Genomic DNA, 12,499 nt, shown 5'->3' on the forward strand with positions numbered 1-12,499 from the left:
ACCTGCTTAAAAGAAATTTGATCGGGAGGACTATTTTGAGTTACCTTCCCGTCAAAAAGATCTTCTGTACAAAATGCCTTACAACCAGGTATTCACTTCGTCCGTCGAAATAGCGGCATTTCATATGATGCTATCGAAAAGCTGTACGACCCTGTAATCAATATGGCGATAGGAGCAAAGTATATCGTGTAATGGTTATTTCGTGGGCTGGTTTGGAAAACGTGCTATCTGCGCTGCCAGGACAAGTATATTGATCAGGAACATTACAAGTGTTAAATTTGAATTCATTGCAATATTACTTAATATTTAACTTGATGTCGCTTCGCGGAAAAGTTTGTGCCTGTTTTCGAGTTGAATATTAGCTATTACAAAAGTATGAATTAGCCGGCAAATTCCCTTTAGGTACCAAGCGTTTGGCAGCACTCAACACAAATCCATCCAATAGGAACGCCAGATAAGGAAACAGGCGCTGAATAACATCGACCAAAGGCATATAAATGCGTAAGTCATAAGCCCTTTGTGGAAAAGATAAACCGTCAGGTAATTAAATAATGGAACAATGAACAACAGCACCTTATAACGTTGGTTAATTCTTGCCTTTCTTTCTTTTTTACTTAAGATAAGTTGCCCCGCTGCAACTGACGGCCTGTTTTTGTATGCCTCTTTCTGGACTTCCGCTAAACGGGCATTTTGCGCTTTACTTTTGAAAGCGTCATAAAAATGGCGTTCAATTCCGGCGTTTCCCTGCTTAAGTGCCTCATTTATTGCATTCTCCATGCATCTACAAGGCTCCGGATTAAAAATGGTTTTAATTTTTTTAATTAAAAGAAAACTGCTTGGAGCGTATGGTAAATTAATGCCGGGAAAATGGCATTGAACGACCGGGTGCGGACAAAGTTGTGTGAGAATTAAACTAATCACAGGAGTAAAGCCCCGGCACTCTCGCAGTTCCGGGGCTCTGGATCAAAAAATCTTATTTCCTAATGAAATGTATTATAATAACATTGAAAAATATAGTTTGTTTTCCATTCCACGTTAAAGCAGAGTTTGTTAATGGATATTGGTATGGAGTGAATATATTATGTAATAATATGTTCGGTTTATGATCCTGTTATAAAATGGGTTAGAATTCGAATTTGAACTCGTCCATAGGCAGGACATTTTGATAGAGCGTTGCAAAACTTGTGTTGTCAAGCTTATCACAAATGGATTGCTTCAATCTTTCGTCTGATAGCGCCCCTTTAAGAATGAACCATTTTCCCCGGGGATTGCGTTTCTCCAGCAAGATGGAGCCACCTCCCATTATCTGGACGAAAAAGAAGATCTTGTCATTATCTATATTGATCAATGTCGTTAACGTGAAGTTCAATTGGTGGCCATCCAACATTATTTGAAACAGCATAAAAATGAATTGCTTAGATAAGTGTCAAACGTAAATATGCCTCAGCGGTTTGAATTTTGCGGCAAAAAAAGGATGTCAGTGATCAAACAACGCCCCGGAATAATTCCGGCATGGCCATGTCCAGCGTTTTGGCAATGGCGATCAACTCTCCGACAGTAGGTTCGGACTTACCGCTTTCCAATTCGATGACCGTCAGCACATCCAATTTGCTGCTTTCAGCTAATTCCATCTGGGACATACCTTTTTCTTTCCTCAGCTCTTTGATCCTGTTGCCAATGGTTTGTGAATCGCCCTGTTTGCCCATTAGTTAAAATTAAAGCCTAAAACTATCAAACCTTTTATAATATTTAGCTATATTTGAATAACCAGTTTGCCGTAATAGAGAAGAGAGGCTTTAATTCTTATACTTCTGCTTATGACTTCGACCCCCACAACGAAAACGGCCGGTAAACCGTGCATTTGCGGCACCTCCCACTGGATCAGGGCACCACGCCCTGCCATTGTCAAATTCCTTTTTTGGTGGCTACCGCTCAGGCGCTACAAATGTTACCATTGCGACCGGGTCAGTTGGAGGATAGGAAGCCGCAACAATGGTTAAGTTATATTCCAAAACGAACGTTTTTACGGCTTGTAGCTGCGGGATCAAGCCGTTGGCAAGTTACAGGGAACTGGACTTGCCGATACTGGTGCGGGTGGTGTTTTTTTGGCTGCCCATAAAGCGTTACCAATGCCGCCACTGTAACAAAATACGATGGATGGTACCCTAGTTTTCGTGAGGAGTAATCTTCTTTAAGATGAAGGAGAGGAGAGAGGCAAAGGCCACATAACCCGCAAATATGAAAAAACCGGCTTGCAGGGAACTGCCGTTAGCGGTTACCACGTTCAACGATGGCGTATGAAAGTTTAACGCGGATAACTGGCTCTTCAGGATGCCGTTCAAGCCGATGTACGTCATCAGCATCCCGACGATCATCACATCCGCCATATCCCATTTGGCGGTCTCAAAAGTCAGGTAGCGCATTGCCGGGTGGCCGGCAATGGTTTTAGGGCATAGGATATAAACGCCTTTAGCGATCAGCCTGACGAGCGGCAAAATTAAAATGAACAGCATCACCAGGGAGCCGATGACGACCGCATCGGGCTTTTCCTGCCCCATTAACGTGCCCACGATGCCTACGATACTTTTACTTTGATAAAATAACACCTGGTTCTGAAAATTTACCTTTTCGCCCATCAGCAAAAGGTCCAGGCTTTCGATGCGCGCATCCACCTCGATCACCGGGAGGATGCTCCCTATGATAAGCAGCACCAAGGCAAATAGTAGTGCGAATATAAACAGCATCGTTTGCAGGTGGACTTGTTTTCGCAGGGCGAACCAAAGTAATAGTGCTGCCAAAACGCATCCCAGCATGCAGATCACCGACTGCTTAGACCGCGTATGGATGCCGGCGAGCTCATCGTTGATCTTTTTATTAAAAGTGATAGGATCCGAGACCCGGTATTTTTTATAAATATATTGCGTGACGGTGTAATTGGCCACCCTCGTGCTGTCATACGTTTGTGCTTCCAGTTGGTGAAACTTACTGCTGGCTATAGATTTTAGCCTTGCTTCGCTTTTCGGGCTGCTCACTTTCGTGACGATCGTTTTCGCAAAGGGCTTTACTTGCGCCTGTATTTCGGCGGAATCTGCCAGCGCGTTGAAAGCGATCTTCTTCAGCTTGTTCAATAGCCCTTTTTGAGGTTTATTGATCTCGGCCACGGTTTCGCTTACCAAGCCATGAAGCTGCTTTTCCACAGCTGCCTGCATAGCCTTACGCTGTTTCGGCGTGATATGGTAATCGTCGATCTCCCCGCCAATGACTTCCGATACCCGGTCGCGCCATTGGTCCACCGAGAACAGGCCGAAAGTTACGCTGTTGGATAAGCTGTAGTCTTCTTTGATGTTTTCGCGCTGCAAGGCAAGCCTGTGCAAGCGCAAGCCCGCCCAGCATGTACCTACGAGCAAAATGCTGAGCCCGGCAACGAGTAAGATATTTGCGGCAGTAGGTTTCATTTAATGTGCATCGTGCGAGGTGATATATTTGAGTATGGTCGACAGCACCAGGCCATATAATACAAAGCTGATGAAGATAATGTAGCCCGGCTGCAGCGCTGTATTGTTCGTGGTAATGATGGTAAGCGAATCGCTCTTGATGTTCAGCAATGCCAGTTGGCTGTCGAGCAAGCCGTTCAGCCCGATAAAAACCATCAGGATGGCGATGACGATCACATCGGCCATACTCCATTTGCCGGACTGGAACGCGAAATATTTGATGATCCGGTTTTCGGCGATCTTCCGTTTACTTAACAGGTGGATACCCGTGGACGCCAGCTTGGTAATGGGGAATAAGATGCTGAATGTTAAGATCAGTATGCCAACCGCAATGGAATCTGCCGCGGGCTGCTTTATCAATACTTCCACAACGCCAAGGATACTTTTACTTTCGTAGAACAAGACCTGATCTTTGAAAGATACCAGTTCGCCTAACAGTACAAAATCGAGTGTTTGGATGCGGCAATCTACCTCTATCATGGATGCACTTAGCCCCACGGCCAATAAAATAAAGGCGAAAAGCAGCGATAGGATGAAAAGCGTGCCATGCAATGCGGTACGTTTACGCAAAACCCACCACAGCGTCAGTACAACCAATATACAGGCGAGCATTCCAAAGCAATAGCGGTACATCAATATGTTGACATCTTCCAGGTCTTTAGCCAGCTTATGATTCAGTTCATTGACGTTGTTAACCTGGTATTTTTTATACATGCCATCTAATAACGTATACTTTACCTGCAGGGTGCTGTCAATGGTTTTGCTATGCTGCGCCTCTTTGAACTTGGCCATGGCCAAATTGCTGAGCTGGTTCTTTTGTTGGGGGTTATCTACCTTAGCAATAATGGTTTTCGCAAATTGGGGTACCCGGGCTTTTATCCGGTCCGTTTTTACAAAGGTTTTTACGGCGAATTTCCTGATCTTTCCTTTCAGGCTTTGCGGCTTTTGGTTGGCCATGGCTTCGGCCTTCGTGATGAGGGCGTAGATAACCTCTTCCACCTCGGTTTGGAGCTGGCGCTTTTGCTTTGCGCTAAGTTTAAAGTGCTTGACCTGGTGGTTGACAATGGCCGCGACCTTATCCTGCCATTGGTCTACCGATAAAAGGCCCAAGGTAATGCTGTTTACGCTGGAGTGGTCTGCTTTGGTTTGTTCCTGTTTTGCGGAGAGTTGGTGTAATTGTAGGCCGAAGTACCCCTCGCAGGACAGGAGCATCAGCAGCCCTAAGATCAGGGCCAGTTTTGCGGTATATTTTTTCTGCAGGGCCAAAGTGGGTATAGAACTTCAGCGCAACCCAAATTGTTTTAGATGATCCTTGATCATTGGCATTCCATACGAACGCCTGCGCTTTTGATCATCTGCGTTAATTCGATCTCGAAAAAGCCCCGGTCCATGATATCTGTCAGATGGGCGTCTCCCTTGCAGTAGAACTTCAACAGCACTCTGATAAAGGATTCTGTTTGCATTTGTAAGACAATAAGTTGCAGCAAGGCAGATCTGTCAACCACAGGTTGCGACCTAAGTTCAGCAACATCATCCGCAATTGAATTTAGTAACGTGCTTAGCTCACGCAACGTTGAAGCGATATCCTCTCTTCGCATGATATTGATCTTACTATATATTTAAGCCTTCGAATAAATGGGAAAGGGTGACGCCAAGCCGTTTGGTAAGCAATACCAGGTCAGTTAACGTTGGGGCCTTTAACCCGGCCTCGAGTTTAATGATCTCGGTTTCGGGTTCACCGATCGCTTCGGCAAGGTCGCGCGGCATTAAATTTTTTTCCACGCGCAGTTCTCTTAACCTGTTACCTAATGATGCAAAGATCAGTTCTTCTTTCATGATATCGTAAAAATACCATTCATAAATTATTTATGATATTTTAAGGCATAATAAATTTTAATTATGGCCACAGATACCCCCCAGGTCCCACATAAGAGAAGTGCTCATCTAAAATTCTTTCAGCTGTTCCAGTAATACTATTTATGCATAAGCCCCGGCGATCTGCCAGGGCATTACAAGAAACTTGCACTACTTATCCTGCGACAAAATGACCGCTGAATAAGCTCCTATGTTGATCTTGGCAGAAGCAGCATAACCATCGCATTCCAATTCCTCCGCTTCTGTGTCAAAAGCTTTAAGATCGCCAAATTCCTCGTCATACCCTCTCCAGTCACTATTGAACCGTACCTTCCAAAGCCCCGGCGCAGGCATACCGATACGATAGTCCTCATAAACCTGTCCCGAAAAATTCAGGACGATCACGGTAGTATCTCCCGGGCCGCCTTCCTGCCAACGCTGGTAGGCCAGGGCCTTCTTGTCATTATCTACCCGGATCACTTCTGAATGCTTCCCGCTTAAACCTTCTGTGTGCCCATCATAATTCAACCGTAAACGGATAAGATCGCGGTGTAAATTTACAAAACCATTAAAATCTTTTTTTCGGTTCCAGTCGATCGGATCGGTATCCGAGAACCACTGATCCTCCAGCAGTTCGTGGCCCTGGAAGATCATGGGAATACCCGGCGCGGTCAAAACCATCGCCATTCCGAGCGCAGCACGCTTTTTGGAGTAGTAATTATTGACATCGCCATCAGCAATCTCTTCGGCCACCCTTGCTTGACCATTGGCTACCTCGTCATGGCTTTCCGTGTATACGATCCGGTGAAAAGGATCGCCGCTATAACGCCTGATGAGCGCGGCTTCCATGGCGAACATATCACGGCCGCCGTCGTCCGGGGTAATGATGGCCTTGCGTACAGGATGGACAAAATCCCCATCCCATTGAGCACCGAAACCTAACCCGCCATCCTCGACGCTGTTCGTAATCTCGTCCAGCCCGTGCAGGTCTTCCGCGATCGTCAATTTCCAGGGGAACTTTTCAGCGATCTCCTTATTGATCCAACGCAATAAACTCATGCCATCTTCCAGCATGCTATCCGGGCTTTCATCAGCATGTACATTACGGATATAAGGGATCATATCCATACGCAGGCCGTCTACCCGGTATTCCTCGAGCCACATCATGGCATTATCACGCAGGTACTGGCGGACCTCACCGCGGCCATAATCCGGCCGGGTGTCTCCCCAGGGCGTTTCAGATCGCCAGTCATTATAAAAATAGATCCCGCCTTTACCATTTTCTGACCAGCCGTCAAATTGCCAAAGGTCAAGGTCACTGGGGCCGAAATGGTTATAAACTACATCCAGGATCACGGCAATGCCTAATTCATGTGCGGCCTTCACCAAGTTCTTAAAAGCATCGGGGCCGCCATATTCCGACTCTATCGCAAATGGTTGCGAAGGGTTGTAGCCCCAGGAAAAACCGCCCGGAAACTCAAATGGCGGCATGACCTCGATCGCATTGACCCCCATTTCTTTCAGATAGGGCAACTTTTCGATCACGCCATAGAGATCACCGGGTTTACCTTTTTCCTTTACATTGAAAGTGCCTACGTGTAGTTCATAGATGACCAGTTTGTTCCAGGACGGCATGTTATATTCCACGTCTCCCCAGTCGAAGCTGCCGCTGTCGTAGATCACCCCGTTACCCGCAGAATTGGTCATTTGCCGGGCATAAGGATCATTACGAAAAAACTCCCCGGAAGGCGTTTTCAGAAAGAATTTATATTCGTCGCCGGCTTTGGCATTTTCAGCATATCCCGCCCAGTATCCGTTGCCTTCATTTTCAAGCGGACACGCCTGCGTATCAAAATCATTAAAGCTTCCGGCCACAAATACGGCTTCGGCGTTCGGTGCCCAAACCCTGAAGTGAGTGCCATTATCAGTTATTACCGCGCCCATTCCGGCGGCTTTATTCTGCGGAGGTAAAGTATTAGTTTCCATATCGAGCTATAAAAGAGATCCGGCGATAAATTGTTTAGGCCCGGCCGCCATTTTTACAAAATGCTAAAAATATTAGTAATTTATGAAAATTCTATTTTATTTTTGATGCGCTAAATGAAGGGGGCAGATATGTTGCGATTGAAGAAACACCGGCAGAAAAGAGATGTATTAGGGTTCAGGTTGCCTATGCTTACGCATGAAGAACCAGAACTCGATATATCGGAGATCATCGTTATCGATCCCGATAATACTTTTTATATGCGGATGGGAAGCGATGCAATGCGCGGGCACTGCATCGAAGAAGGGCATGTGCTTGTTATCGACCGCACATTAAAGCCGGTCACGGGCAGCATAGTGGCATTTTTCCACGAAGGTAGCTTTTACGTCCGCGAGTACCAGCCTCAGCAAAGCAGGCTTTTGCTTAAAGCAGATAAACAAGAGGATACCATCAATATTGCAGATGGCGAACACTGGGTTTGCTGGGGTGTCGTGATGCTTACGTTGAATCCTGTGTTACAGCCACAGCACCGAACAGGGAGGTACGGCCGTGTTTGCGCATGTTGATATCAATAACTGCTATGTGAGCTGCGAGCGTTTATTCGATCCTGCGCTTGAAGGCCGCGTCGTGGTCGTCCTGTCGAATAATGACGGCTGCGTTATTGCCCGAAGCAACGAGGCGAAAGCCATCGGCATCAAAATGGCAGACGCGGAGTTTATGGTGCGGCAAAACCTCAAAGAAAACAACGCCGTTATTTTCAGCAGCAATTACCCGCTTTATGCCGATATGAGCGCAAGGCTCATGAATAACCTTGCACGGTTCACTTATATGCTGATGGTCTACAGCATCGACGAAGCTTTTTTAGCATTAGGTAATATTCAAAGCATCGACCTGGAAAAACACACCAACGCGATCAGTGAAAACGTGATGCGGTTTACCGGGCTACCCATTACCGTAGGAGTTGCCCCAACTATGGCATTGGCCAAGCTTGCCAATAAAGCCGCCAAGAAGCAGAAGCGTCCCTATATGGTGCTGGCTAATGAAGAAAAGATAAAAGCAGTCGTTAAAGATTTTCCCATCGAAGATGTATGGGGTGTCGGCCTGCAGTATTTCAACAAACTTACCGAACTTGGCATTAAGACCGCGCACGATTTCCGTGAACTGAAAGCTGACCTTGTCCGCCAGCACATGACCGTCCAGGGCTGGCGTTTACACCAGGAACTTTGGGGGAAACCCTGCAATGTTATTAAAGACGTTGCCGAGCGTTCTAAGGGTATCGAAAGCAGCCAAAGTTTTAATACCTATCAAACCGAATTGAGTGCTGTTGAAGAAGCCATCTCCATGCACGCGGCGACCGTCGCCTTAAAACTGCGGCAACAGAAAAGCATGGCGCTGCAATTAACGATCTACCTGCGCACCAACAAACATAATATTACACACGACCAGCATTACCCGAGCATTACGGTTAAAGTGCCTTTTGCAGCTAACAGTAACCATCAGTTAACACGAATTGCTGTTCAGGCGATCAGAGCGATATGGCAGCCCGGATACAATTACCTTAAAACGGGCGTCAGGGCGACTGGCATCATTCCCGCCGGCGAAGTGCAGTATAATATGTTTTGCGATTACGGGCACAGTAAAGAACAGCAATTATCGGAATTGATGGATAGCCTCAATGACCGCTATGGACGCGGAACACTGCGCTTGGCGGCAGATAGCTTCGAGCGCAAATGGGCGATGAAACAGGAATTTTTAAGTAAGCGGTATACGACGAATTGGAAAGAAATTATCGTGGCAAAATGAGTTACAGCACCGGCCGCTTTAATGATTTACTGAAAAAAGATTTGATGGATTGGGTTTGGAATAACCCCAAACTATTACACAAGATCACGAAACGCGAACTGGAATTTCTATTCGAGGTCGACCCCCAGCGCGGGCTTTCCATCGACCTGCGGCGTTTTGAGATCGATTATTATAAGGCTACTTTCTACCCGCCTGAAGAAAAGAAAAAGCATATTGACGAATTTGTCCGCAAGGTTTGCGGCGTTATATACAAAACCCTTAAAACTTCAGGGCGTGAGGATATAACCATCACGATTACCGTCCGGCATATGATCTCAGAAGTCAGCCATTGGAAAACGTTCTTTATTAGCGAGGCCTATGATAACAGTAAGCTATCACCGCTGAATAAAAAAGACCAGGACTGGTTTAATAAATTTTGAATGCCCACCGTCAGTAATTTACTACCAGGAAATTTTATTAATTACTAAAATAATTAGTATTTTTGTTCGTTTACTAAGATTATGTGCGGACACGTTGAAATAGGGGAGCAAAAGGATATTAAGATCATTAAGCGCGATGGCAGTGCTTACACTGCAAAAAACAGTGCGTCGGGAAACCCGGGTAGTATGCTACCCGTGGTCACTGATGCATTGCCTGACAAGGTTCAGGAATTCCGCTGGGGCCTGCTTACCGCCGATGATAATAACATCCACAGTAAAAATAAACATGCACGGGTCGAGTCGCTCTTCACCGTCGGCTTGTGGCGTGAGCGCGTCGGGCGCAAACATTGCGTTATTCGCATACAGGCGTATTTTGAATACAATCGCCAAGAAGAGCGCACGTACAAGATCGAGCGAACCGATGGTAAACCATTTTACATCGCTGGATTGTGGGAGCACTGGCTGGATGTAAAAACGAATATTTTATTGCCGACCTTTGTGATGATCACCATGCCACCGAACCGAACGGCAGCTGAGATCCACGACCGTATGCCCGCGATACTAGAGCGGGCAAATATTAAGCATTGGATAAACCCGCACCTCTCAGGCCCCGAGCGCGTGAGCTTTTTAAAGGGCCATCCCTGCCCGGCAGAAAGTTTGAACATCAGCCTGCATAAAGGCCATAAAGGCGGTTAATGTGAGTTATACGCGGAGGATTTTATTATCGTTTATGATCTTCCAGTGTTATAAGGCCGTAGTACAATTTCCAACTGTTGATGCTTAGCATCAGGCCAAGATATTTACGAGGCAAAGATCTTTCCGAACGGCACATTTTTTGTTAAGATGGCTGTGCTGCAAGTCGAAGCATTTACGGCAATTTCGATAGTCGGGCGTCAGCAAATTATTTTCAGAAACAACAAAACATGCGCATCATTCCCGTTCAACAGCGGTTCGATTTTCAGGAAGTCAGCAAAGAGGTTTTAGCTTTATCGGCCGCGCTTAAAATGCCCACGCTCAAACAAACCCAACTATTGACGGCCGCCAGCGAATTAGTCAATAATATGATCAGTTTTGCGAAGGGTGGACTTGTGTACGTGAGTACTCTTTCAGGTGGTTCGAAGGGGATCTTGATGGTGTTTGAGGATAAAGGGCCCGGCATCGATAATGTGGACCTGGCTATGGTAAAAGGATTTTCAACGATTGGAAATGCGGGGTTGGGGTTATCTAATGCAAAGCAATTATGCGATGAATTTCATATTAAAACAACATCAGGATCAGGCACCATCGTTACCATCGTTAAACAAGGGTGACACGTAAATCGGACATCTGGGCCATAACCGCCATATATTGTGGTAATTTCTCTACAGCGTAAAATATCCCGGGGTATTATTACCACTAAAGCTTCTTTCAGTGCATTCGCTATCATTCAAAATGCTGTGATAATTTATCGCTGAATTCTTTCACCGACCTCCGGATATATTCTAGGTCATTCTCTTCACTTGCTTTGATCATTTCCTTGAAAACCTCGGGATGATTTTTCCTTAGCCAGGCCAAGATGAAAGCTTGCTGCCGGGCGAACTCTTCATATTTTGTTTTTAGCCACCGTATCTCAGCATCAGGCCCGGATAGCGGTTCGTTCTTTTGCGCGCTTTCTTTCATTTTAAGATAATCGCTTAAAATTAAAGAAAATATTGTTAGTATGAATTTTCAATTCATACCTTGCGGTTTCTATTACTGGTATGTTTTTACCAGTTAATTACGATAAGGTTTAAGTGAATGCCCTGCAGCTGCGAGAGTGGCGGGGCTTTTATTTTGCTGCATTCAAGAAAACTAAAAGAATCAAATATTATGTATGACGAGGTTGCGATCGCCAAGGCGATACGCGAGCGCAGGTTGCAATTAAATTATTCGCAGGAGTATGTCGCCGGCGAGTTGGGCTTATCACAGAATGCCTATAGTAAGTTGGAGTTAGGATACACCAGCATAACTCTTTTCCGGTTTTTTGCTATTTGCCTAATTTTGAAGGCCGATACCCAAGAGCTGCTTAAGCCATGTTTACCATCGTAAAAGCATATCTTTGCGAACTCAAATAAATGGGGAGCCCTTCAAAAGGGACAGTCAAAGGCCCTGCAGCTGCGATAGCATCGGGGCCTTTATTTTGTAACTTAGTCAATTTCTTGTGTAGACATAGGCAGTGCCTGGTTCTACAAATAGTTTTCGGTGATCTGCCGGAACAGCTCCTTGTCCTCTTTTGCTTCATCGTAGCATTCTATCAGTAACTGTACAACTGCCTTATCGGGCAAATGATCCGCAACGCGCAGCATGGTTTCGAAGGAGGCAGTTTCGATGCTCTCTATATTATGCATGTAAAACAATATGGATAGGTCGCGCAGCCCAACGCTTTCACCGGGGGACCCGGCCGATTGAAAAGCTTCGTCCAGCATCCCGATCAGGCCCACGCAGCTTTCCGGCTGATAAAATGCATCCAATCTAATATAAACCTCCTGCATGCGCTTGATCTGCGATCTTACAACCTCGACCGTTTCACTGATCGCCTGCTGGAGGTCCAGGTAGTGGGAGCGGCTTTGCAATTGCGGCAGCTTTTCCACCAACTGGCTTTTAGCGCAATAGATACGGTTCAGGTGGGAGACAAAAAATTTGCGGAGTTCTTCCTCGCTTAAGACCATCAGGGGGTTGCGGCTGTTATTTTCCATGTAAAGAGAACCTCGAACAGCCGGGTTTTGTTTAAAGGCCTTGTAAGTACATAGGCCGCCATTTCCCCGGCAGGCCTTATCCGTCGTGTCAATGGCCAAAGCTCCACACTAAAGCTATATAAAGATAAAGCCCCGGGCTATAAAATTCCCGGGGCTTTCCAGATACTGTTTTCAAGTACCTGCTTATGCTCCCCTATGTTTAACACTATTAGGAATAAAATTGTTTGAGGC

15 protein-coding genes are annotated in these 12,499 nt (G+C 45.9%); 6 read left to right on the forward strand and 9 right to left on the reverse strand.

Annotation, left to right across the window (positions count from 1 at the left end; all coding sequences use genetic code 11):
- Positions 1-423 precede the first annotated feature (423 nt).
- The 7 genes from BC343_RS09965 to BC343_RS10000 all read right to left on the reverse strand — a co-directional run bounded on the left by BC343_RS09965 (position 424) and on the right by BC343_RS10000 (position 7,334).
- Complete coding sequence (locus BC343_RS09965; RefSeq protein WP_078347638.1) at positions 424-777, reverse strand: hypothetical protein; 354 nt, start codon at positions 775-777, stop codon at positions 424-426.
- Between the two features lie 707 nt (positions 778-1,484).
- Positions 1,485-1,706, reverse strand: a complete 222-nt coding sequence (locus tag BC343_RS09975) for a helix-turn-helix transcriptional regulator (protein WP_078347640.1) — start codon at positions 1,704-1,706, stop codon at positions 1,485-1,487.
- A 459-nt stretch (positions 1,707-2,165) separates the two neighbouring features.
- Positions 2,166-3,455, reverse strand: a complete 1,290-nt coding sequence (locus tag BC343_RS09980; protein WP_078347641.1) for a paraquat-inducible protein A — start codon at positions 3,453-3,455, stop codon at positions 2,166-2,168.
- On the reverse strand, positions 3,456-4,760 hold the full coding sequence (locus BC343_RS09985; RefSeq protein WP_238381740.1) for a paraquat-inducible protein A: 1,305 nt from the start codon (positions 4,758-4,760) through the stop codon (positions 3,456-3,458).
- A 50-nt stretch (positions 4,761-4,810) separates the two neighbouring features.
- Positions 4,811-5,092, reverse strand: coding sequence for a hypothetical protein (locus BC343_RS09990; RefSeq protein ID WP_078347642.1), 282 nt, complete (start codon positions 5,090-5,092; stop codon positions 4,811-4,813).
- Between the two features lie 13 nt (positions 5,093-5,105).
- Positions 5,106-5,330 carry a helix-turn-helix domain-containing protein gene (locus BC343_RS09995; protein ID WP_078347643.1) on the reverse strand — a complete coding sequence of 75 codons (225 nt, stop codon included), beginning with the start codon at positions 5,328-5,330 and terminating at the stop codon, positions 5,106-5,108.
- A gap of 189 nt (positions 5,331-5,519) precedes the next feature.
- A complete protein-coding gene (locus BC343_RS10000; RefSeq protein ID WP_078347644.1) occupies positions 5,520-7,334 on the reverse strand; it encodes an alpha-amylase family glycosyl hydrolase in 1,815 nt (604 codons plus the stop codon).
- A gap of 114 nt (positions 7,335-7,448) precedes the next feature.
- Between BC343_RS10000 and BC343_RS10005 the strand changes: the two genes are divergently transcribed.
- The 5 genes from BC343_RS10005 (at position 7,449) to BC343_RS10025 (ending at position 10,864) form a co-directional block, all read left to right on the forward strand.
- Positions 7,449-7,898: a LexA family protein gene (locus tag BC343_RS10005; RefSeq protein ID WP_078347645.1), complete on the forward strand. Its 450-nt coding sequence runs from the start codon at positions 7,449-7,451 to the stop codon at positions 7,896-7,898.
- Complete coding sequence (locus tag BC343_RS10010; protein WP_078347646.1) at positions 7,882-9,135, forward strand: Y-family DNA polymerase; 1,254 nt, start codon at positions 7,882-7,884, stop codon at positions 9,133-9,135. Before BC343_RS10005 ends, BC343_RS10010 begins: the two co-directional genes overlap by 17 nt.
- Entirely contained in the window at positions 9,132-9,554 is a 423-nt protein-coding gene (locus BC343_RS10015) for a hypothetical protein (protein ID WP_078347647.1), read from the forward strand. The genes BC343_RS10010 and BC343_RS10015 overlap by 4 nt, the downstream gene beginning before the upstream one ends.
- An 81-nt stretch (positions 9,555-9,635) precedes the next feature.
- Complete coding sequence (locus BC343_RS10020; protein WP_078347648.1) at positions 9,636-10,250, forward strand: SOS response-associated peptidase; 615 nt, start codon at positions 9,636-9,638, stop codon at positions 10,248-10,250.
- Positions 10,251-10,477: 227 nt separating this feature from the next.
- On the forward strand, positions 10,478-10,864 hold the full coding sequence (locus BC343_RS10025; protein WP_078347649.1) for an ATP-binding protein: 387 nt from the start codon (positions 10,478-10,480) through the stop codon (positions 10,862-10,864).
- Between the two features lie 112 nt (positions 10,865-10,976).
- Here the strand turns inward: BC343_RS10025 and BC343_RS10030 are convergent, their stop codons facing one another.
- Positions 10,977-11,213, reverse strand: coding sequence for a hypothetical protein (locus tag BC343_RS10030; protein ID WP_078347650.1), 237 nt, complete (start codon positions 11,211-11,213; stop codon positions 10,977-10,979).
- 189 nt (positions 11,214-11,402) lie between these two features.
- Here BC343_RS10030 and BC343_RS31960 point away from each other — a divergent pair, with 189 nt between their 5' ends.
- Positions 11,403-11,621 (forward strand): helix-turn-helix domain-containing protein, encoded by a 219-nt coding sequence (locus tag BC343_RS31960; RefSeq protein ID WP_143822134.1) that lies wholly within the window; start codon positions 11,403-11,405, stop codon positions 11,619-11,621.
- A 137-nt stretch (positions 11,622-11,758) separates the two neighbouring features.
- Here BC343_RS31960 and BC343_RS10040 read toward each other — a convergent pair whose 3' ends face one another.
- On the reverse strand, positions 11,759-12,268 hold the full coding sequence (locus BC343_RS10040; RefSeq protein WP_078347652.1) for a DUF892 family protein: 510 nt from the start codon (positions 12,266-12,268) through the stop codon (positions 11,759-11,761).
- Between the last annotated feature and the right edge of the window lie 231 nt (positions 12,269-12,499).

The organism is Mucilaginibacter pedocola, assembly GCF_002013915.1.
In the GTDB taxonomy this organism is placed as follows: domain Bacteria; phylum Bacteroidota; class Bacteroidia; order Sphingobacteriales; family Sphingobacteriaceae; genus Mucilaginibacter; species Mucilaginibacter pedocola.